This is a genomic window from Meiothermus taiwanensis WR-220, from assembly GCF_003568585.1.
GTDB classification, from domain to species: domain Bacteria; phylum Deinococcota; class Deinococci; order Deinococcales; family Thermaceae; genus Meiothermus; species Meiothermus taiwanensis.
Genome location: NZ_CP021130.1, coordinates 617,157 through 637,274 on the forward strand (window position 1 = coordinate 617,157; position 20,118 = coordinate 637,274).

Sequence of the window (20,118 nt, forward strand, 5' to 3'; positions counted from 1 at the left end):
TCTGGAGGTTTTTGCTGTGGATGACTGTCTTTTTGAATCCGCTATCGGGAGGTGCCTTTCTGAGGAATTTCCCAGAGGTGTGGTAAAATTTACCAGTGGTAAACACCTACTTTAAACTGGAACCCCTCTTACGCCAGCACAAGAAAACCCCCCTGGCGCTGGCCGAGGCCAGCGGACTGTCCAAAACCACCGTCTATAACCTGGTCAACAACAAGGCCAAGGCGGTGGAACTCGAGACCCTCGACAAGCTGATGGCGGGCCTCGAGCAGCTCCTGGGCAGGCCCGTGCGCTTCGACGAAATTATCGAGAAGCGTCCGGCCCCCAAAGAGGCGCGGCTGGCCCGACTGCTAAAGGGTGCCAGGCCCTTCCGCTGGGAGGAGGTACAAAAAGCCCTGCCGCCCCTGACCCCGGAAGAAAAGGCCGAGGGTGAGGCATTCTTGCGGGTGCTCGAGGAGGCCCGCCAGACCGACCTCGAGCAAAGCCCGGCGCGCGACCGGCGGCTGCTCGAGCTGTTTGAGGAGCCCCGGCCCCAAAAACCCCGCAAGAAGGGCCCGGTGACCCGATGAACCTGCTGGTGGACACCAACATCATCGGCTACGCCTACAACGAGCACAGCCTGTGGGGGGTCTACCAGCCGCTTCTGGAGGGCCACCAACTGCTGGTTGCCGCTCAGACCGTAGCCGAGCTGCGCTTTGGGGCTTTGGTCAAGAACTGGGGTGAGCGCAGGCTGCGCCGTCTCGAGGTCTTGCTCTCGCGCTGCACGGTGGTGCATACCGACGACGAGATCTGCACCGCCTGGGCCAGGGTTCGCAGCGAAGCCCTGATCAAGGGCCGGCCCATTAGCGCGGGCGATGCCTGGATTGCCGCTACCGCCCGGGCCCTGGAGATTCCCTTGGTAACCCACAACCGCCGCGATTTCGAGTTTTTGGAGGGCCTCATCCTCATTTCGCGGGGCGGGTGAATGAGGGAGACCCTGGGGCTCGGATAACGATTCCTGGTCTGGGGTGTCTTGCTGAACCCAATTGCTTCCAGCAATTGTGCGGTTAAATGGAGGCATGAAAATCTACACCAAAACCGGCGACGCAGGGGAGACCGGCCTGTACGGCGCCGACCGGGTGGGCAAGGACCACCCCAGGGTGGAGGCCTACGGCACGGTGGACGAGGCTAACAGCGCCATTGGGCTGGCCCGCGCAGCCCTGGGCGCGGCCCATGTCGACATTGAAGCCGACCTCGAGTACCTCCAGAACGCCCTCTTCGACCTGGGGGCCGATCTCGCCACCCGCGCCGGCGGCCCTTACGAGCGCAACCTGGCCCGCATGGACGCCTCGGACGTGGAGCGGCTCGAGGCCCTGATCGACCGCTACCAGGAGGAAGCCCCCCGCTTCACCGGCTTTATCCACCCCGGCGGCCACCCAGCGGCGGCGGCTTTGCACCTGGCCCGCACCATCGTCCGCCGGGCCGAGCGCCGGGTGGTGGAGCTGATGCGCCACGAGGCGGTGAATCCGGAGGCCCTGCGCTACCTCAACCGGCTCTCGGATCTGCTTTTTACCCTGGCCCGGGTGGTCAATAAGCGCGAAGGCTTCGCCGAGGAGAAGTGGCTGGTCAAAAAACGCCGCTGAAGGAGGGCTGGTATGCGCCTGGTGAGCCTTACCTGCTCCAACACCGAGATCGTCTGGGCCCTGGGCTGCTTAGACCGGCTGGTGGGGGTGGACAGCAACTCCGACTTCCCCCCCGAAGTGGCCCGCCTGCCCCGGGTGGGGCCCGACCTGCAGATTGACCTGGACAGGGTAGAGGCCCTGAAGCCCGACCTGGTGCTGGCCAGCCTGAGCGTGCCGGGCATGGAGCGGGTGGTGGAGGGTCTGGAGCGGCGGCAGATCCCCCATGTGGTGCTCGACCCGCAAAGCCTGCAGGACGTCTACAACGATATTATCCGGGTGGCAGATCTGCTGGGGGTGGCCCCGCAGGGCCGGCATGTGGTGCGGGCCATGCAATGGATGATCGCCCAGGCCCGGGGCTCGCTGCCCAACTGGGTGCGCCCGCCCAGGGTGATGGTGGAGTGGTGGCCCCGGCCCATGATTGCCGCCGGAAAGCACAGCTGGGTAACGCAGATGTTGGAGGCGCTGGGGGCGCAAAACGCCTTTGCCCACCTGCCGGTGCGCTCCCAGCCCCTCACCCCCGCCCTGGTGGAGGAGGCCCAGCCCGACCTGATTACGGTCTCGTGGTGCGGGGCGAAAAAACTGCGCCCAGAGGTGGTTTTGCGCCGTAAGCTGGATATCCCCGCCCTGAGGCATAAGCAGGTCTTCGCCCTCGAGGAGGCCTACCTGGGCCGTCCGGGGCCGCGCCTGGCCGAGGGGGTCAAAAAACTCGCCGATCTACTGCGGCAGGTGCCGGTCTGGCAGCATGGAGGCCGGCCATGACCCCCCTCAAGGTGGTGACCTTCTGGGTGCGCCCGCTGGAGGGGCAGCCCCTGCCCGAGGCCAGGGCCTTGCTGGAGGGCCTGCTGGCTATTTTTTACGAGGCTTTTCCGGAATACACCGGGGTGCTCACCTTCAGCCAGTCGCCCCGCCCGCCCGGTTATGTGTTTGTTTACGTGAACCAGGGCTGCACCGGCCTGCTTCCCAGCGCGGGACGGTTCTTGCAGGAACTCTTGCAGCAGGCCTTCCCCCAGGGTGAGGTGCGCCCCTATGGGCGGGTCTGGCTTGAGCTAGGGTCTGAATAAAGCCACGGTTCCAGCCTGCCGCAGGGTGCCGCTGCCCACGGCCAGCCGGCCATCGGGCGCCCAGGCCACCGCGTAGAGGGGCCGCACAAACCCCGAGGTGGTCTGTAAAAGCGGCCCCTGTACGCTCCACAGGCGCAGGGTTTTGTCCCAGCCCACGCTGGCCAGCCGTCGACCGTCGGGCGAGAAGGCCAGGGCCTGGGCGGCCTCGGTGTGCCCTTGCAGGGTTCGGAGCAGCTTACCGGACTGGGCATCCCAGAGCTTGAGGGTCTGGTCGTGGCTGGCGGTGGCCAGGAGGCGTCCGTTGGGGCTCAGGGCCAGGCCATAGATGCCCCTGGCGTGGGCCATGATGCGGCGCTCGAGGCCTACCCCTTCGGGCCGCAGGGCCCACCAGGCCAGGCTCTCGTCGCTGCTGCTGCTGTATAGGGTGCGCCCCTCGGGGCTAAAGGCCAGGCCGGTTACGTGCGACTCGTGGGCGCGGAACTCGAGCACCTTCCGCCCACCCTGCCAGTCCCAGACCCGGATCAAGCGGTCGCGCCCGCCGGTGGCCAGCGCCCGCCCGTTGGGGGTGAAGGCCAGGGCTCCTACCCCGTTGCCGTGGGCCTCGAGGCTCTGCACCAGCCGTCCACTGGTTGTCTGATAGACGCGGGTCAGGCCGTCGCGGCTACCGGCGGCCAGGTGCTGCCCATCCGGGCTGAAGGCCAGGGCGGTAATTTCCAGGGTGGCCTCGCTCAGTCTTCGCACGGGCTGGCCCCGGCGGTTCCACAGCCAGACCTCCCCGTCCCAGCCCCCGCTGGCCAGAAGGCTTCCGTCGGGGCTGTAGGCCAGGGCGCTCACCGAGGCCGCGGGGGGCTCGAGGGTGCGCAACAGCGCCCCTTGCAGGCTCCACAGCCGGGCCCGCCCATCGTCGTGCCCGCTCAGGAGCCGGTTTTCGCTTACGGCCAGGGCCAGCACCGAGGCGGTCTGGAGGGTTTTCTGGGGCCGGCCTGCGTCCCAGAAGATAATCTGGCCGTCCTGCCCCCCGCTGATGAGCTGTTCCTGGCGAGGCCAGACCAGGGCGCTTACTGCGAGGCGGTGGGCGTTCCATTGCTGCACATAACGCCCCTCTGGGCTCCATAGCTGTATCTGTCCTTCGCGGTCACCGGTGGCCAGGAGGCCGTCCGGCCCCCAGGCCAGCGCCCGCACCGAGAAGGGCCCCAAAAGAGGCAGCCGGTGGTCGCGCTGGGGGTTCCATAACAGCACCCCATCCTGGCCCCCCGCTGCCCAGATACGGCCCGCTGGGGAGAGCCCAATGCTGTACACCCAGCCGCGCCCCGCATAAATCGATCGAGATGATCCCAGATCCGACAGATCCCAAAGGTGCAACTCGCCGTCGGCGCTGCCGCTGAGCACCTGACGCGCATCCGGGCGGATCCGGGCCGACCAGACCTGATCGCGGTGGCCCTGCAGCACGCCCTTTAGCAGGCCGTTTCGGGGATTCCAGAGCCGGAGGGTGGTATCGGAGGATGCGCTGAGCAGGGTGCCATCCGACGCGAAATCCAGCGCCCGCACCGTGTCAGCGTGCCCGCTCAGGGTACGTAAAAAACGCCCATCGGCCTGGTAGAGCTGAATATAGGCATCCGCGCCCAGGGCCAGGGTGCCCCCAGGGCCGATCGCCACAGCCCCGACCGGGGCCCGGTGACCTGCAAGAAGCTGTGCCGGTTGCTGGGCTGCCGCCAGCGACAAACATACAATCCAGCCGATCCACCTGTGCACCCCATTAGACTACCGGAGGAACTTGGGCCCAAGGATGAATAGTCCGGCCACCGCCCCCGGGCGTTTTTCTGTTTAGCGGAAATCTTTTCAGCAGTAAAGTGAGGCCATGCCAAACGCATACCAGGTTTATCAACGGGTACTGCAGGCGGGACGGGCGTTCTTGAATTGGCCAGAAGCCGACGACTCACAGATCGCCTCGAGCCTGCTGGAGCTGGACGAGGCCAGGTTTAAGATCTTTACCCACCAGGTGGGGATGAACAGCACCAAGCACCTGCGCTACACGGTGCTGGCGCTGGCCCGTGTGGAGCCGCCGGTGGGCCCGCTTTTGCGGGAACTTCTGGCGGTGGGGGCTAGTTTTGTTGAGGTTCACAAGCTTTTGAGCCTGTATCGAAAAAAGCGACTGGAGCTTGCTCAACTGCAAAAAGCCACCCAGGAGTGCTCCTGGCGAGCGCTATTGACAACGCGCCGGGCCCCGGTGGACTGGGTCAATCGGCCGGTTTGGATATTTCCTGCCGATAAGCGGAACCGTCGGCTCGAGGGCCTTAATCCAGCCATTGCAGAGGTGCTGATCCAGCGCTACAGCGAGCCAGGGGGCCTGGTGGTGGATCCTATGGCGGGCCAGGGAACGGTGGTGCAGAAGGCCCTGGAGCTGGGGCGTAAGGCCTGGGGTAGCGATATTGCCGGGGATGGCCGGCTGGTGCAAAAGATGGAGATCGCCGGTTTGGTGGATGCCCTGGGGGAGGAGGTGGCCGACCTACTGGTGCTGCATCCCCCTACCTTTTCCTGGTTTGCCCGCAACGTCTTCGACCCCAGGATCCACGAGCACCCCGAGACGGATTACACCAACTGGCTCTCGAGGCACCTGGAGTGTGCCCTGCCGGTGCTCAAACCGCGCGGTCGCTTGGTGCTGATTGTGCGGCCCGAGCACAAACCCCGGCGCTTCATCCGGCACCAAGGGCTGGTGCGCTGGGCCTTTGTGGCGCCGCTGGAGCTTTTGCTGAGTGAACAGGATCTCGAGCCCCTGCACTATCACCTGGCTGTGTCGGAGGACGGCGAAGAGGATTGGAGCATTTTTGTGGGCCTGAAGCCCTGAGCCGCCGGAAGCTGGCAAAACCTCCAAGGGCTACCGTTTGGATGGGTGGTTGCGCAGCCGGATCTGGGCCTGGGTCACAGCCGTGGCCTCTGGCTGGCTGTGCAAGGCCAGCTCGAGCCCCTCCACTTCGGGCAGCTCCTCAACCAGGCGCGAAACCCGCAGCAGCAGATCCTGAAGGCTCTCGAGGTGGGCTTTACCAGCCAGGGGCTGTAGCATCTCGAGGGCCTCCCGATCGGTGAGGGGGGTGATGCGCAGGCCCAGCAGCTGCTCTCCGAGGGGCAGCCCGGTAAGGGACAGGCTCAGCACCGGCCCAAACAGGGCATCGTGCCGGATTCGCATGACCATGTGGATGCCCGGGCCGGAGGCTGCTTGCAGTGTAATGCCGAAGTACCCCAGCAGTTCCTGGGTTTGTTTCGGGCTAAGCTGGCCCCGAACTTTCCCGATCAGGGCCCGGGCGGCATCCTCCTGCACCCCGTGGTCGGGGATCTCCCCGGGTGGGGTGGTGCGCCACTGGGCGTACGCATAGGCCGCGGCCAGGGCGCGCCCAGCCGACTCGGGGAAGCGGTACGAAGGCACCAGCTCGCTTCCCAGCCGCACCCGTGGCCGCCCGGCGGTCATAAAGCAGGTGAGCACCGGAATCTGGATGCCCTGGGCTCGAGCTTCACGAAAAGCAGTTTGCAGGGCCTCGGCGACCTCTTCCAGGGTGGCATAGCCCAGCGGTACAAAGAGCGCGATAAAGGCGTGGTAGCCGCCCGAAAGGAGCTCCCGTGCGGCTGCTAGGTACTCTTCGGCGGAAGCCCTCGAGCCTAGGTCGCGGATCTCGGCCTGTAACCCCTCAGCCTCGAGGGCGTCCTTGGCCAGGTCTGCAGGCCCCGAGGCGTTGGTCAGCAGGGCCACGCGGGGGCCTTCGGGCAGGGGTTGGTGGGCCAGAATGGCCGCGATATCGAACATTTCCTCCAGGTTTTCGGCCCGCACCACCCCGGTCTGTTTGAAGAGGGCCTCCACCACCGGATCGCGACCCGGTCGGACGGCCAGGATGGGTTTTTTACGGCCCACCCGCCGGGCCAGCCGGGCGAAGCGCCGGGGGTTGCCGAACGACTCTACGTAAAGCAGGATCAGCCCGGTCTCGGGGTCTTCCTCCCAGTACTGAATCAGATCGTTGGAGGAGATGTCGACTTTGGCCCCCAGTGAAACAAAGTTGGAAAACCCCATGCCCATCTCCCGGGCGTACTCCAGCACCGCCAGGCCCACGGCCCCGCTCTGGCTGGACATGGCGATCCGTCCCCGCAGGGGGAGCCGTGGGGCCAGGCCGGCGCAGAGCTGCACCTCGGGGCTGGTGCTCATCAAGGCCAGTGAACCCGGCCCCAGCAACCGCATACCGTAGTGGCGGCAGGTTTTCACCAGGGCCTTGATTTGCAGTTCTTCCATGTCGGTGGTAACCACCATCAGGGCCCTAACCCCCCGCTGCCCACAGGCTTCGGCGGCTTCCAGCACCTTGTCGCGGGGGGTGGTGATGATTGCCAGGTCGATCGGGCCTGGCACGGCCTTAACCGAGGTGTAGGCCAGCATCGAGCCCACCACCGGTACCTCCCCTGCAGCGGGGGTGGCGGCCGGGTTGACCGGATAGACCGGGCCCTGGAAGCGGTTGAGCACCAGGTGTTCCAGAATTTGGTAGCCAACGCTGCTAGGGTCTCGAGAAGCGCCCACCACGGCCACCCCCCGGGGACGCAAAACCGGCAGCAGCGAGGCCACCGTAGCCACCCGCTCGCGCAACTCAAACCGGGCCACCATCTCCGGGTTGGGCTCGATATCGAAGCTGACCTCTACTTCGCCGGATTCCGCGTGCGACTCCACCCGAAAGCCGCTGGCCTTGAACACGTCCAGCATCTGCTTGTTTTCGGCCAGGGTGAAGGCATGGAACCGCCGGATGCCCCGCTGAACCCCAATCAGGGCCAGCCGCTCGAGCAGCAGCGAGCCCAGGCCCCGCCCCTGATACCAGTCATCCACCAAAAAAGCCACCTCCGCCGAGGTCGATCCGGGCCCCTCCTGCACGTACTCACCGGTGGCGATGATGCGCTCGGGGTCGCCGGTGAGCACCACCAAGGTTACTTTGTCTTCGTCGGGGGGTTTGCGTAAGAGCAGATCGGCAGCGGTTTCGGGGTCAACCTCAGAGAAAAAGCGGAAGGTGCGGGCCTGAGGGGATAGGCGTTGGAGAAACTCCACAAACAAGGCCCGATCCTCGGGCTGGGCCGGGCGCAAGGTGGCGGTTCGGCCATCCTTGAGGAGGATGGGGCCGGACTCGAGGGCGTACTGCGGGGTAGGGGGTGGGATATAGCGCTGCGGCATAACAACCGTCCTAACCAATAGCATATTCGCCATTGGTCAGGAATACCGATCCCTTAAGGTGTACCCACGGCCAGGAACCCCTCCAGCAGTAATTCGGTTGGTTCGGCGCCGGAAGGCGGCCAACCAACCCGTCCGAGGGGATACGCTTTCTTCGCCAAGCGTAGCGAGGGGTGTGCACCAGGATTCAAAAAGATGGCCTCAGGAGGTCTTTGCTTTGGATGATTATCTTTTTGAATCCGCTGTAACCCGGGCCTAGGCCTGGATGCGCACGGGGGGTGCGGTTGGTATCGGTTCGCTACGAGCGCCCTGCTGTACGCCGATTAAGAAGCCCATTTTTATGATGGCGATGATCTGCTCCGTCTGGCCTGTGCGCACCAGCTCCTCTACGTACTCGGCCATCCCAGGTGGGAAGGGCATCTGCCGAAGGGCCTCGCGGTTGGCTTCGACCATTTGTTGAATCCACTCAACCGGTGTCATACCTACTTGCTAATATAGCACTCAACTTTTCTAACATTCGGTCTTTTGACACTATCTGCGGGTGGCGGCACCCGGCCCGGGCCTAGCGGTTTTCTTGGCGCTCATTGGCGGATAGCTCGCTCTGCAGCCAGGCCAGCACGGCTTCAGCAGCGGTGAGGTTGGTGGCCAGGGGGACGTTATGCACATCGCATACCCGCATCAGGGCTTGCACGTCGGGTTCGTGTGGCTGGGCCTGTAAGGGGTCACGCAGGAAAATGACCGCCAGCACCTTGTCCTCTGCTACCATAGCCCCGATCTGCTGATCGCCGCCCAGAGGCCCTGAAAGCAGGCGGGTGACGGCCAGGCCGGCTTTTTCCTGTAGCATGCGTCCGGTTGTGCCGGTGGCTACCAGCGGAAAGCGCGCCAGGAGGTCTTTGTGATCCTTGGCAAACGAGACCATATCGGCTTTCTTGCCGTCGTGTGCAATAAGGGCCAGTGCTTTCATCGGCTTTATATTAGCCCGCCCCGATCAGCCGCTGTCATACCGGATTTGAAGATAGCCACCCGAAGCAAAGCCTCCTTCGATCGGGCTGGTTCGCTGCCGGAAGGCGGCGAACCAAGAGAATCGGGTATCAGGTGGCACGGACGAGTGCTTAGGGGTTGGTGCTAGTTGAGCGTCCGGCTACCGTCCATCAGGTTTCGGGCGCGCTCGAGGTAGCTGCTCAGGGTGTGGTGCCATTCATCGGCAGGGTGCAGGTAGGGCAGCACAGCCTCGCTGCGGCGGATGATCTCGCTGGGACGGCGAAAGCCTAGCTGGGCTAGGGTATCCACCACCATTTGCTGGGCTGTGACCCAGTCGCGGCTGCCTTCGGCGGCCGTCTCGCAGGCCCGGGTGTAGTGTTCGAGGGCCTCTTCCAGGTGCAGCAGGTCGTAGGCCAGGTTGCCCAGGATCAGGTATCCGGCGCTTGGGCTTCCTTGCTGGATGGCCTCGCGGGCGGCCAGATCGGCTTCATCGTAGCGGCCCAGGCGGTAGAGCACCTCGGCCAGGTCGCCGTAGGCATCGCCCAGGTGGCCGTACTCGGGGTCGCGCAGCACCTCCCGCAAGGTGGCCTCGGCCTCGGCCAGCTCACCGGCCTCGAGGTATGCAACGGCCAGCTCATGCAAAGCGTAGCTTTTGTCCTGTTCCTCAGCCCGCCGCACCGCCTCCCGGAAGGCCTCGATGGCCTCGTGGGGCTGGCCAAGCTGCATGAGCGCTTGCCCCTGCACCAGGGGTGTGCCGTGGGCCGGCTCTGCGCCCTCACGTTCGATCTTCAAGGCCCGCTGGATGGCCTCGAGGGCCAGGTTGGGGTTGCCGAGCAGGAGGTGGCTGCGTGCGATCAGATAGTAGCGGGTGGCGGCCTCCTCGGGGTCTTCCAGCTCCGGGGCCTCGAGCTCGGCTTCTTGCAGGGCTTGCAGGGCCTCCAGGCCCATGCCCGCTTCTACAAACATCGCCGCAGCGTCGATCAGGTTCCAGTAATGCTCCATACCCACCGCCAGCCGCGAAGCTTCTTTGTAAGCCGCGGCGGCCTCGGCGGGTTGTCCGAGGCGTTCCAGGGCCTTGCCGCGCAAGGTATGCGCTCGCCAGGCCAGAAAAGCGGGGAGCTCGAGGGGGCGGTTTAAGATTTCCAGGGCCTCTTCCGGCAGGCCCAGGTACATCAGCGCCTGGGCCTGGTGGTAGAGGGCGCGAGGGTCGGTGGTGCGGGGCAGTATCTGGCGCACCTCGTCTTCTGAAGCGCCTTCCAGTGCACGCATCTCGCCTAGGATGGAGCGATAGCGTGGGTGGGCCTCGAGGGAAGGCACGCTGCTCAGCCCCTCTTCCAGGGCCCGGTTGGCACCCTCGATGCCCCCCTCGCCGTACAGTGAGTAGGCCTCGGCCAATAGCAGGGCGGCCTCTGCCGCTTCCTGCCCTTGCGCCAGTGCCAAGGTGCGTATCAGCGTTTCGAACGCCGTGTCGTAGTCGCCTTGGTGGAGGGCCTCGAGTACCACTTGCATTACCCCCTATCATAAGGCCCAAAGCTTAGAGCGATAAGAACCAGGCTGGTTTGGTTGGTGGGGCGGGTGATGGCAGCGGCCGGGCTTGCGTTTCGACCCTAGGACTCATTCATTGCGCCAGGATTGAGTACCATAATCTAGTGCACCGCGCTGCCGTTATATAATCGGCAGAATGTGGGCTGCCTGCACCACAGGCACTCAATGGAGGTTCTGGTTTGCCTACGCGTATCAATCCTTGGAGCTTGCTTGTTGTCTTCATCCTGGCCTACTGGCTCTTCACTCTATTTGGTGGTGGTAACAACGCCCGCACCAGCATTCCGTACAGCGACTTCATCACCTACATTGAACAGGGCAAGGTGGCCCGGGTTATTTTGCAGGAAGGCCGGATCAACGGTTTTTTCAAGGCACCTGAGCGCATCCGGGTGGGCAACAACACCGAGACCACCGATCGCTTCACTGTGATTGCCCTTCCGGCGGGCTACAGCGATCCCCAGTTCACCAACCTCCTCCGCCAGAATGGCGTGGTCATCGAAAACCGGCTGCCCAGTATCTGGCCCCAGCTGCTCTACACCCTGCTGCCCATCGCGGCCCTGATTGGTTTCTGGTGGTTTTTTTTCATGCGTTCGCAGGGGGGGGCGGGGCAGGTTATGCAGTTCGGCCAGAGCCGGGCGCGCCAGTATGGCAAGGAGCGCCGGGTCAATACCACTTTCAAGGATGTGGCCGGCCACCACGAGGCCAAACGCGAGCTGATGGAAGTGGTGGACTTCCTTAAGAACCCCCAAAAATACATCGCCATCGGGGCCGAGATTCCCAAAGGGGTGCTTCTGGTGGGGCCGCCCGGTACCGGTAAGACCCTGCTGACCCGTGCGGTGGCCGGGGAAGCTGGGGTGCCGTTTTTCTCGGTATCGGCCTCAGAGTTTATGGAGATGTTTGTGGGTGTGGGGGCCAGCCGGGTACGCACCCTGTTTGACGAGGCCCGCCGCAATGCGCCGGCCATTATCTTTATTGACGAGCTCGACTCGATTGGCCGCAAGCGTGGGGCTGGTATTGGGGGCGGCCACGACGAGCGGGAGCAGACCCTCAACCAGATCCTCTCCGAGATGGACGGTTTTGAGAAGGATACCAGCGTCATCGTACTGGCTGCGACCAACCGCCCGGATATCCTCGACCCCGCCCTTCTGCGCCCCGGACGCTTTGACCGGCAGGTGGTAATTGGGCTGCCCACCCTGGAGGAGCGCAAGGAAATCCTGCAGGTGCACATGCGGGGTAAGAAATTCGCCCCGGACGTTGACGTAAACAACCTGGCCCGCCTGACCCCGCAGTTCAGCGGAGCCGACCTGAAAAACCTGGTCAACGAGGCCGCCTTGCAGGCAGCCCGGGAGAACGCCAGCGAAATTACCAATGCCCACTTCCAGGCAGCGCTCGACAAAATCATGCTGGGCCTGGAGCGCGGAACCCTCAAGCTCAACGAACAGGAGAAGCGCGCTGTAGCCTACCACGAGGCCGGCCATGCCATTGTGGGTGAAGAGCTACCTTATGCCGATAAAACCGAAAAGGTTTCGATTGTGCCGCGCGGCATGGCCCTGGGGGTGCGTTGGAGCAGACCAGAGGAGCGCATCCTGATGAGTAAGGAGCACCTCGAGGACACCCTGGCCATGACCCTGGCCGGTCGGGCTGCTGAAGAGCTGTTTGTGGGCACCATCACCACCGGGGCTGCCAACGATTTCAAGCAGGCCACCAGCCTGGCTAAGCAGATGGTGCTGGACTGGGGGATGGGCGACCACTTTAAAAACGTGGCCTGGGGTTCCAACACGGGCCCCATCTTCCTAGGCGAGGAAATCGCCAAAAAGCAAGACCACTCCGAGGAGACCAGCCGCCTGATCGATGCGGACATCCGGGCCATCCTGGATCGGGCCTACGAGCGGGCTAAACAGGTTCTGTCCGAAAACGCCAAGGCCGTGCATCAACTGGCCGCTGAACTTCTGGATACCGAAATTGTACAGGGCGAGCGCGTGCTGGAAATTATCGCTCAGAGCAAGCAGCCCGAAGCTGTTGCCCCCACCGCTTTCAAGCCCGAGGTCTGAACCACGGGCGCTGGGTGCTGGGTTTGAAATCTTCCCGAAGCGTTGTTCCCAACCCCGAAGGGGGATCTGGTGGGTAGAGCGTTTGTGGTAAACGCGATAAAAACCAACACCCATGACGCAACCGGAGTGCCCGCCGGTACAACCTCGGGCGGGGAGGGGCGCGGTGTGGGCCATCCGATGAGAATTTGAAACACCCCATTCTAGATGAATGGGGTGTTGTCATGCCATGTTCGGTTAGTTATACCGGATTCAAAAAGATAACCTTCAAACAAAAAACATTCAGAGGCTATCTTTTTGAATCCAAGAGCACTCCCTTCGGTCGGGTTGGTTCGGCGCCGGAAGGCGGCTAGATGCCTAGGCTTGACTAATACCGCCGCTTACGCTGGGGCAGTAGTAGCAGAAATGCACCCACCACCACGCATGCGTCGGCCAGGTTCCAGATGGGGAAGTTGTCCAAAATAGACAGCCCCGTGCGGTTGATGTCCACGTAGTCAACCACCCAGCCGTGCCCCAGCCGATCGATTGCGTTGCCCAGGGCACCCGCAGCGATCAGAGATAAGGCCAGCTGTTGCGACAGCGGGGTTCGGCGGTGATGTAGGCTCAGATATGCGAGGATGCCGAGGCCTATTAGCAGGCTTATCCAGACCAAGATGCGAGCCCCACCCTGGAATATGCCAAAGGCTGCACCGGTATTTTTCACGAAGGTGGCATCCACAACCCAAAACAAGTTGCTCAAAAAAACCGCGCCCACCTCACCTTCGAAAACACGCGGCCCGACCGCCCATAGCACCGTAAGTTTGATGGCCTGATCGGCAACCAGCAGGGCAGGAACCAGCCAGGTGGCGATATTCATAACCGCTGGAAGTCTAGCATGCTCCCATGAAGGTATGCTATACTCCTTGCTGTTGCCCTGAAGCAAGGGGGGCAGCCCCTTGCATTGGCAGTTAGGAGTCCTGCAATGTCGAAGATTTGCGAAATTAGCGGCAAGCGCCCCACGGTGGCCTACAGCATCATTACCCGTGGTAAGGCCAAACGTGAAGGTGGGGTGGGTAAGAAGATCACCGGCTATACCAAGCGCTGGCAGGAACCCAACCTACGCAAGGTGACCGTTACCGTTGCCGGACAGGCCATTACCTTTCGCGTAGCCACCAGCCATGTCCACAAGGTGTACGAACTGGTGGAGCGCTCCAAAGGTATGAAGCTCGAGGGCCTCACCGCCAAGCAGATCAAAGCCCGTCTGCTGAGCTTGCTCTAGGTAACTACCACAGGCCGAGGCACAGCCCGCTGTGCCTCTTTACTTTTGGCATAAAATAGGCCCATGCCGATCAAGCCCGGCTGGATTGTGCTCGCCCTGGTAACCCTGCTGGCCTTGTGGCAGAGTGCGCAACTGACCGGCGCGCGTCGGCAGATTGCGCTTCTGCAATCGGAAATTTCCCAACTCAAAGAGCGCCTCGAGCAAGGCCCTGGGGGCTTTATGCTGCCCCTGCCCGGTGCTTGCCTGCCCAAAACCGATGGCAACCTGCCCGGTGCCCCCCGTGCGTACCGCAAGGGCACCAACCCCGGTTTTGTCTTTATCAACGGGGATGCTTGCGTACCGGTGCAGTATGGCATGGGGGTGGTGGCCGCCGCCGGGGGCGAGGTGATCAAAGCCGAGACCAGCTACAAAGAGTTGACCCGCGCCGAGTTCGAGGCCCTGGTGCGGGCGGTGGCCGATGGGGCCGGGCCCGAGCAGATGGACAAACTGCGGGGGCGCGAGGTCTGGATTCGCCACCCAGGTGGTTTTACCACTGTGTACGCCCACCTTTCCGAGATTGCGCCGGGTTTGAAGGTGGGTAGCAGGGTGCACAAGGGCCAGTGGATTGGCCGGGTGGGCAACAGCGGAACCGAGGCCGCCTTGCGAGGCACCCGTGAAGGTGCGCGACTGCTGTTCGAATTGTGGGATGGTGAGCCCGATCGGGACAGGTACTTTGGTCAGGGGCTCGTACCCGAGGCGCTGCGGGCTAGGGCCAGGCTCGAGTTCGCCCTTCCCTGAAGGGTGCGGTATTGTAATCCCCATGCGCCGTGACCTTGCCGAGATCTGGAAGCTATTGTGGGTTCGAATCGCTGTCTATGCGGTTGCCATATACCTGCTACTCCAGCTTTTGGGAATGGTGCTGGGGGGGGCCCGGGGGGCGCTGGGTACGCTGGCCCTGGCCTTTATTTTTGCCTATCTAACCTCCCCCATCGTGCGGGCTTTGGAAAAGCGCCGGGTGCCGCGCTTTGTGGGGGTGCTTCTGGTATACCTGGGGCTGGGGCTGTTTTTGGGGCTGGCCTCGTTTCTGATTGCCGAGATGGTGAATGTGCTGGCCCGCTATGCGACCGAACTCCCCCGCATCCTGACACCACTATTAACCTGGATTGAGAACCTACCTTCGCAGGTGGGGCAGATTGAAATTCCCCCGGCCTTCGAAGGGGCCTTTGCCCAGGCGGCCCAGGCTTTGCAGACCTTGCTCGAGGGCTTTACCCAGACCCTTTTGCAGGGTTTGCGTGCGCTGCTGGCCCAGGGGGGGAGCCTGGTGGGCTTCTTTGCCTCGCTGGTGGGGGGGGTGCTGCAGCTTTTTGCCGCGCTGATCATCTCGATCTACCTGCTCTACGACCTGCCCCAGATATCCAAAACCCTTTTCCAGGCGGTTCCCTTGCCTTACCAACCCTTTGTTGCCGATATGGCCGCCAAGCTGGATCGGGCGGTGGGAGGGTACATCCGGGGGCAGCTTCTGGTGGCTATCGGTGTAGGTCTGATTGTGACCGTGGGCTTTTGGATATCTGGAGTGCCGCTGGCGGGTTCGTTGGGGTTCCTGGCAGCGGTGTTCAACTTAATTCCATATGTAGGGGTGATTGTTTCGACGGTGCCGGCCCTGCTCCTGGCCCTCACCGTGGGCTGGCCGCAGGTGCTGGCGGTCTTGGGGGTGGTGGTGCTAGCCAACCAGGTGGAGGCACATCTCCTGAGCCCGCGCATCCTGGGACAGACCACCAGCCTGCACCCGGTGAGCGTGATTGCAGCCATTCTGGTGGGCTCGAGCCTCTACGGGCTGGTGGGGGCTTTGCTGGCGGTGCCGCTCTTGGCCTTTTTCAAAGTGCTCTATGTCGAGTTTTATTTGAACAGCCGGTTCTACCGTGAGGGATGAAAGTATGAGCGCAACCCTGAGCTGGGCCTGGCAGAATCCCTGGGTGCGGATTGCAGTATACGCACTGCTGGCGGGGCTGGTGTTTGGGCTGTTGAGCAGGGTGCTGAACGGTGCGCGCACGGCCATCGGGATTGTTTTGGCGGCGTTTGTGTTTTCGTATTTGGCAGGCCCGGTGGTGCGCTGGTTTGAGCAACGGCGCCTGACAAGGGCCTTGGGTGTGGTGGTGGTGTTCGTGGGTATGCTCTTTTTCCTGGGGCTGGCCACGGTGCTGCTGGCCGGCATGACCGCGCAGCTCGCCCGTTTTCTCAACAACCTGCCCAGTCTGTTGGAGCCCCTGGTGGGCTGGGCGCGGGGCCTGCCTGAGCAGATTGGGCGGATTGAGCTACCGCCGGTTCTGCTCGAGGCCCTCAACCAGGCCACCCTTAACCTGCAAACCCTGCTACAGGCCTTCACCCAGACCCTGTTGCGTGGCCTGCAAAGCTTGCTGGCGCAGGGAGGCAACCTGCTGGGTTTTTTCACAGGGCTTTTGGGCGGTGTCTTTCAGCTTTTGACGGTCATAACCATCTCGATCTACCTGCTCTACGACCTGCCCCGCGTGGGGGCGGCGCTGTTCCGTGCGGTTCCACTGCCCTACCAGCCCAGGGTGCGGGAGCTGGCCCAAAAAGCCGATGCCGCTTTTGGGGGATATGTGCGCGGTACCATCCTGGGCGCCTTGTTCAACGGGGTGCTGGTCGGCCTGGCCATGTACCTGTCGTTCGGAGCTTTCCAGGGCTTTGGGGTGGGGGTACTCACCCAGGCCATGTCGCTGGGCTTTCTGGCCTTCATTTTTAGCTTTGTGCCGGTGCTGGGGGTGATCATCTCGGCCATACCGGCCCTGCTGCTGGCTTTGCCACTGGGCTGGCTGGCTTTTGCGGTGGTGGCGTTGGTGCTTTGGGTCTGCAATCAGATCCAGGGGGTGGTCTGGCCGATCATTATGGGCCACACTACCAGCCTGCACCCGGTTACGGGCATTGCCGCGGTGCTGATCGGAGCCTCGCTGTTTGGGGTGGCCGGGGCCTTGCTGGCCGTGCCCCTGATGGCCTTCGTCAAAATCCTGTACACCGACTATTACCTGAATAGCCGCTTCTACCGGGAAGGCTAAAGCTGTAGTAATACCAAACCACTCAAGATAGTTTCACTTCGGCAGCCACTGGAAACCCGCCCGACCCCGCACCACCTCCGGATGCTCCATCAGGTACGCACACCGCCGCACCAGCACCTCCTCCAGCTCATCCAGCCCCTCAAAGCTCCGGTTGGCCACCGCCTCCCGGATCAGCGGTATTACCGGCTCTGCAGGTGAAAGCTCCGGCGTATAGGCCGGCAGGTGCATGAGCACCAGCCCCGGTGGTACTTGAAGGTTCTTCGCACGGTGCCACCCCGCGTTGTCCAAAAGCAGCACCACCACCTTCCTTCCCTCCGGTCTACCTCCCGCTGGAACTCCTGCAGGGCCAGGCTCATCAGCTCAGTATTCACCGTGGGCAGGATCAGAAAGGTGCTCCGCCCGCTTTTCGGATGCACGAAGAGGTAGACGTAGAGCCACTCGTAGCGGGTGTGATGAAAGGCCAGAGGCCGCTTTCCCTTGAGCGACCAGACCCGACGCACGATCGGCTTCAACCCCAGGCGGGCCTCTCGGTGCACGGGCTTCTGCCCGTCCCGATAGGGGATCGTCCGTGTCCTGGGCCCAGACCTCCACCTGTTTATCTGGGTGCTGCCGCTGTAGCTCGGCTACCGTCTCCTGAACTTTTTTTTGAAGGCGGCCTGTTCTTCTGGATCGGCTGCCTTCTGGTGCCGGGGCCTTGGTCTTTGCAGGGTGAAGCCCAGGCGGTAGAGGTAGCGCAGAGCGGAGTAGTCGCACAGGGTCTTGCCGGTATTTGCCTGAATCCAGGCCGCCACCTTGGGGGCGGTCCATACGCCACCGTCTGAGGGTGGGTTTTGCAAGGCTTGCCAGAGGGCCTGTTGTTCTTCTTGGGTCAGGAGGGGTTTCTGGCCGCCGGGGTTGGTTTTGTGTCCATCCTCCAGTCCGGCTAGGCCCTGTTGGTTGTAGCGGTGAATCAGCTCACGCACCCAGGCCCCGCTGAAGCTTGTGGCCTCGGCGGCCTCCTGGGCCTTGCGGCCCTGGGCTATGAGCCAGATGGCCTGGATGCGGGTCTTCTGCTTGGCGTCTTAGCAGGTGCGGTAGGCCTGTTCCAGTTCCTGCAGGGTGTGGTGGGGTTCGAGGGCGAGTCTTGGCCTTGGCATGGGTGCATTGTAAAAGAAACCAACTAGGGTGGTTTGGTATTACTTGTTTAGTACTACCAGACAAGAGCCCCGGAGGGCACCTCCGGGGCTGTCCAGGTTTAGAAGCTAGGGCGAGACTCTTTGAAGCTCGAGGCGGTACTTGTTGAAGGGGCTGTTGTCCTGCCCGCCTTGGGCAATGGTGTAGCTGGTTACTACCAGATAGTACGTTCCATTGGCGGGCAGAGTGTAGACGATCTCGGAGTCCGTGATCTGCCCGCTCACCATGTCATCGTTCTCGGCTAGCACGGTGCCGCTTCCGTCCAGAAGATAGAGGTAAGAGTCCAAAGTGCCCCCCAGGCTTGAGCGGGCGTGCACCCGGGCCCGAATTTGGTCGCCTGCACTCCCCGTGAAGGTGAAGAAATCGCGATCCTGGGGCTGGCCGAAGATGTAGGCCACCTGGGTGGTCTGACCGTAGGTGATGGGTTTAGCCTGCGCCAAGACGTCGTTGGGCTCATAGGGATCCGTGGGGTTGAGGTTCACTTCCGTGGCCAGGAGTCGCACCAGCTTGTAGTCCGGCTGCCCTGCGCTGGAACCAGGGCTAGCCACCAGGGTTCCCACAAAGGTCCCCCGCTCCTCAGGCCGCCCACCGGTCAGGGCCAGGTCGGCCCCCGCCACGTATATCTCGTAGGTACCAGGGGTGATTTCGTAGAACCAGGCCTCCCCGCTGGCGTCCGTCCGGGCCCAGTACATAGGGGTGGAATCGGTGGGATCCCCAGGGCGGAGGCCCTGGCCCCGGAGGATGACGTCCGCAAAGAGCCCCGGGAAGGTGCCCCGCTCATTCTGGTACTCTACCTTCACCTGCACCACCGAGCCCTTTTGGGGCAGGGCGCTACACCCCTGGGCTAGGAGATCGGCCAGCTTCCGGGCGTTCAGGTGGCCCCAGCCCTTCTCACGGGTGAAACTTCTCTCCCAGGTGGTGGTTTCCAGAGCCCGGCGAACCTGGTAAGGGGTGGCTGCGGGACAGGCGGACTTAACCAGGGCTGCGGCGGCGGCGGTGTAGGGGCCAGAAAAGGAGGTGCCGGAGATCAGGCCGTACCCACCCCCAAGCCAGGTGGGGTTGGCTAGAAGGACGTCCAGGCCAGGGGCGGCGCTGGAGATGTGGCGGCCATAGGTGGAGAAGTCCGTCTTGTTGCGGTTGCCGTCTGCGGCCGCGGAGGCGATGATGCCAGGGTAGCCGGCGGGGGTGCGTATCTCGTCCTTGTAGGAGTTCCCGGCGCTGGCCACCACCACCACGCCGTTGGCCAGGGCATAATCAAAGGCCTCCTTAACCAGGTTGCCGTACCCCAGACCGCCCCAGGAGTTATTGAGTACCTGGGCCCCTTGATTGACCGCCCAGACCACACCCCGGGCCACATAAAAGTCGCCCACATAGTTTGGCTGGAAAATCGCCACCGGTAGGAACGCAGTCTTGGGGGCCAGGCCAGCAATCCCCCGGCCGTCCCTGGGCGCACTCACAGTGGAAGCCACGAAAGTGCCGTGGGAGATGTTGCTCGGTGCTCCCAAGCCCTGGATAAAGTTCAGCCAATCCTGGGCTGAGGTGTAGGTGGTGCCGGTTACCGGGTTGTAGGCCTTCCCTGCCCAGTTGGCTGCCAGATCGGGGTGGGTGACGTCTGCGGGATCATCGATGATGGCCACGGTCACTCCCTCCCCCATGAACCCCCGATCCCAGGCCCCCTTGGCGTCTAGGTGCCGGGGGTCAAGGGCATACTGCGGAAGCTCATCAAAAATCTGATCGGCAGGGTTGCCTAAGGACGCCAAACCCCCGCCAAGCCGTTCTACTGGGTCATCTTTAGGAGCCTGAACCATCGCGAAGTTGGGCTCAGCATAGCGGAGGCCAGGAAGCCCCTTGAGAGCCTGGCTGGCCTTCAGGGCATCCCCAGGTACCTGGAGCAGGGCTGCCTTGAGCTCAGGGATCCGGGCCATCTCCTTGGCCCCCAGCCTGCGAATGGCTTCTTGAAGGGCTTCCTCCCCCTGATAGGCCACCACCACCTGGCCCTGAACGTAGGTCACGTTCTCGCGGGAAGCAAGCTCAGGCGGCTGGGCCGGCCCCTGTGGGGCCTGAACGGCAGGCTGGGTGCAGGCCCCAAGAAGAACTGACAGGCTGAGGGTTAGGAGCCAAGTCCACCCGTTAGGGCGAAGATTCAACTTCCTCATCGT

Annotated in this window: 18 protein-coding genes and 1 pseudogene; 11 read left to right on the forward strand and 8 right to left on the reverse strand. The window is 63.1% G+C overall.

What is annotated here, in order from left to right; translation table 11 throughout:
- Positions 1 to 95: 95 nt before the first annotated feature.
- From MTAI_RS03160 to MTAI_RS03180, 5 genes are all read left to right on the forward strand, one after another.
- Positions 96 to 566: a helix-turn-helix domain-containing protein gene (locus MTAI_RS03160; RefSeq protein WP_027887419.1), complete on the forward strand. Its 471-nt coding sequence runs from the start codon at positions 96 to 98 to the stop codon at positions 564 to 566.
- Entirely contained in the window at positions 563 to 961 is a 399-nt protein-coding gene (locus tag MTAI_RS03165) for a type II toxin-antitoxin system VapC family toxin (RefSeq protein WP_027887420.1), read from the forward strand. The genes MTAI_RS03160 and MTAI_RS03165 overlap by 4 nt, the downstream gene beginning before the upstream one ends.
- 94 nt (positions 962 to 1,055) lie before the next feature.
- The gene (locus tag MTAI_RS03170) at positions 1,056 to 1,619 is read left to right on the forward strand and encodes a cob(I)yrinic acid a,c-diamide adenosyltransferase (protein ID WP_027887421.1); all 564 of its coding nucleotides are present in this window, start codon (positions 1,056 to 1,058) and stop codon (positions 1,617 to 1,619) included.
- Positions 1,620 to 1,631: 12 nt separating this feature from the next.
- Positions 1,632 to 2,417, forward strand: coding sequence for a cobalamin-binding protein (locus MTAI_RS03175; protein WP_027887422.1), 786 nt, complete (start codon positions 1,632 to 1,634; stop codon positions 2,415 to 2,417).
- A complete protein-coding gene (locus tag MTAI_RS03180; protein ID WP_027887423.1) occupies positions 2,414 to 2,719 on the forward strand; it encodes a hypothetical protein in 306 nt (101 codons plus the stop codon). Before MTAI_RS03175 ends, MTAI_RS03180 begins: the two co-directional genes overlap by 4 nt.
- Here MTAI_RS03180 and MTAI_RS03185 read toward each other — a convergent pair.
- Positions 2,705 to 4,471 (reverse strand): WD40 repeat domain-containing protein, encoded by a 1,767-nt coding sequence (locus tag MTAI_RS03185; RefSeq protein ID WP_241768746.1) that lies wholly within the window; start codon positions 4,469 to 4,471, stop codon positions 2,705 to 2,707. The two genes, MTAI_RS03180 and MTAI_RS03185, sit on opposite strands and share 15 nt — an antisense overlap.
- A 160-nt stretch (positions 4,472 to 4,631) precedes the next feature.
- On the opposite strand from MTAI_RS03185, the gene MTAI_RS03190 reads away from it, so the two are divergent.
- A complete protein-coding gene (locus MTAI_RS03190; protein ID WP_241768747.1) occupies positions 4,632 to 5,564 on the forward strand; it encodes a DNA methyltransferase in 933 nt (310 codons plus the stop codon).
- 30 nt (positions 5,565 to 5,594) lie between these two features.
- Here MTAI_RS03190 and MTAI_RS03195 read toward each other — a convergent pair whose 3' ends face one another.
- From MTAI_RS03195 to MTAI_RS03210, 4 genes are all read right to left on the reverse strand, one after another.
- Positions 5,595 to 7,910, reverse strand: coding sequence for a bifunctional acetate--CoA ligase family protein/GNAT family N-acetyltransferase (locus MTAI_RS03195; protein ID WP_027887426.1), 2,316 nt, complete (start codon positions 7,908 to 7,910; stop codon positions 5,595 to 5,597).
- A gap of 252 nt (positions 7,911 to 8,162) precedes the next feature.
- Complete coding sequence (locus tag MTAI_RS03200) at positions 8,163 to 8,387, reverse strand: hypothetical protein (RefSeq protein WP_013014734.1); 225 nt, start codon at positions 8,385 to 8,387, stop codon at positions 8,163 to 8,165.
- Positions 8,388 to 8,469: 82 nt separating this feature from the next.
- Complete coding sequence (gene mgsA, locus MTAI_RS03205) at positions 8,470 to 8,871, reverse strand: methylglyoxal synthase (protein WP_027887427.1); 402 nt, start codon at positions 8,869 to 8,871, stop codon at positions 8,470 to 8,472.
- Between the two features lie 161 nt (positions 8,872 to 9,032).
- On the reverse strand, positions 9,033 to 10,397 hold the full coding sequence (locus tag MTAI_RS03210) for a tetratricopeptide repeat protein (protein ID WP_027887428.1): 1,365 nt from the start codon (positions 10,395 to 10,397) through the stop codon (positions 9,033 to 9,035).
- A 215-nt stretch (positions 10,398 to 10,612) separates the two neighbouring features.
- Here MTAI_RS03210 and ftsH point away from each other — a divergent pair, with 215 nt between their 5' ends.
- Positions 10,613 to 12,481: an ATP-dependent zinc metalloprotease FtsH gene (gene ftsH / locus MTAI_RS03215; RefSeq protein ID WP_027887429.1), complete on the forward strand. Its 1,869-nt coding sequence runs from the start codon at positions 10,613 to 10,615 to the stop codon at positions 12,479 to 12,481.
- A 364-nt stretch (positions 12,482 to 12,845) separates the two neighbouring features.
- Here ftsH and lspA read toward each other — a convergent pair whose 3' ends face one another.
- Entirely contained in the window at positions 12,846 to 13,334 is a 489-nt protein-coding gene (gene lspA, locus MTAI_RS03220; RefSeq protein ID WP_051349807.1) for a signal peptidase II, read from the reverse strand.
- Positions 13,335 to 13,439: 105 nt separating this feature from the next.
- Here lspA and MTAI_RS03225 point away from each other — a divergent pair, with 105 nt between their 5' ends.
- From MTAI_RS03225 to MTAI_RS03240, 4 genes are all read left to right on the forward strand, one after another.
- Complete coding sequence (locus MTAI_RS03225; protein WP_027887431.1) at positions 13,440 to 13,736, forward strand: large ribosomal subunit protein bL28; 297 nt, start codon at positions 13,440 to 13,442, stop codon at positions 13,734 to 13,736.
- Positions 13,737 to 13,799: 63 nt separating this feature from the next.
- On the forward strand, positions 13,800 to 14,513 hold the full coding sequence (locus MTAI_RS03230; RefSeq protein ID WP_027887432.1) for a M23 family metallopeptidase: 714 nt from the start codon (positions 13,800 to 13,802) through the stop codon (positions 14,511 to 14,513).
- A 22-nt stretch (positions 14,514 to 14,535) separates the two neighbouring features.
- Positions 14,536 to 15,645 carry an AI-2E family transporter gene (locus MTAI_RS03235; protein ID WP_027887433.1) on the forward strand — a complete coding sequence of 370 codons (1,110 nt, stop codon included), beginning with the start codon at positions 14,536 to 14,538 and terminating at the stop codon, positions 15,643 to 15,645.
- A gap of 4 nt (positions 15,646 to 15,649) precedes the next feature.
- Entirely contained in the window at positions 15,650 to 16,786 is a 1,137-nt protein-coding gene (locus tag MTAI_RS03240) for an AI-2E family transporter (protein ID WP_027887434.1), read from the forward strand.
- A 33-nt stretch (positions 16,787 to 16,819) separates the two neighbouring features.
- Here MTAI_RS03240 and MTAI_RS03245 read toward each other — a convergent pair.
- Together MTAI_RS03245 and MTAI_RS03250 are read right to left on the reverse strand one after the other, a co-directional pair.
- Positions 16,820 to 17,922 (reverse strand): annotated as a pseudogene (locus MTAI_RS03245) (IS630 family transposase).
- 105 nt (positions 17,923 to 18,027) lie between these two features.
- Positions 18,028 to 20,115 (reverse strand): S8 family serine peptidase, encoded by a 2,088-nt coding sequence (locus tag MTAI_RS03250; RefSeq protein ID WP_027887435.1) that lies wholly within the window; start codon positions 20,113 to 20,115, stop codon positions 18,028 to 18,030.
- Between the last annotated feature and the right edge of the window lie 3 nt (positions 20,116 to 20,118).

What these genes read in the sequence shown, in the direction of transcription:
- MTAI_RS03165 (WP_027887420.1), top strand. Translation starts at nt 563, where the DNA reads ATGAACCTGCTGGTGGACACCAACATCATCGGCTACGCCTACAACGAG.
- MTAI_RS03170 (WP_027887421.1), top strand. Translation starts at nt 1,056, where the DNA reads ATGAAAATCTACACCAAAACCGGCGACGCAGGGGAGACCGGCCTGTAC.
- MTAI_RS03175 (WP_027887422.1), top strand. Translation starts at nt 1,632, where the DNA reads ATGCGCCTGGTGAGCCTTACCTGCTCCAACACCGAGATCGTCTGGGCC.
- MTAI_RS03180 (WP_027887423.1), top strand. Translation starts at nt 2,414, where the DNA reads ATGACCCCCCTCAAGGTGGTGACCTTCTGGGTGCGCCCGCTGGAGGGG.
- MTAI_RS03195 (WP_027887426.1), bottom strand. Translation starts at nt 7,910, where the DNA reads ATGCCGCAGCGCTATATCCCACCCCCTACCCCGCAGTACGCCCTCGAG.
- MTAI_RS03200 (WP_013014734.1), bottom strand. Translation starts at nt 8,387, where the DNA reads ATGACACCGGTTGAGTGGATTCAACAAATGGTCGAAGCCAACCGCGAG.
- mgsA (WP_027887427.1), bottom strand. Translation starts at nt 8,871, where the DNA reads ATGAAAGCACTGGCCCTTATTGCACACGACGGCAAGAAAGCCGATATG.
- MTAI_RS03210 (WP_027887428.1), bottom strand. Translation starts at nt 10,397, where the DNA reads ATGCAAGTGGTACTCGAGGCCCTCCACCAAGGCGACTACGACACGGCG.
- lspA (WP_051349807.1), bottom strand. Translation starts at nt 13,334, where the DNA reads ATGAATATCGCCACCTGGCTGGTTCCTGCCCTGCTGGTTGCCGATCAG.
- MTAI_RS03225 (WP_027887431.1), top strand. Translation starts at nt 13,440, where the DNA reads ATGTCGAAGATTTGCGAAATTAGCGGCAAGCGCCCCACGGTGGCCTAC.
- MTAI_RS03230 (WP_027887432.1), top strand. Translation starts at nt 13,800, where the DNA reads ATGCCGATCAAGCCCGGCTGGATTGTGCTCGCCCTGGTAACCCTGCTG.
- MTAI_RS03235 (WP_027887433.1), top strand. Translation starts at nt 14,536, where the DNA reads ATGCGCCGTGACCTTGCCGAGATCTGGAAGCTATTGTGGGTTCGAATC.
- MTAI_RS03240 (WP_027887434.1), top strand. Translation starts at nt 15,650, where the DNA reads ATGAGCGCAACCCTGAGCTGGGCCTGGCAGAATCCCTGGGTGCGGATT.
- MTAI_RS03250 (WP_027887435.1), bottom strand. Translation starts at nt 20,115, where the DNA reads ATGAGGAAGTTGAATCTTCGCCCTAACGGGTGGACTTGGCTCCTAACC.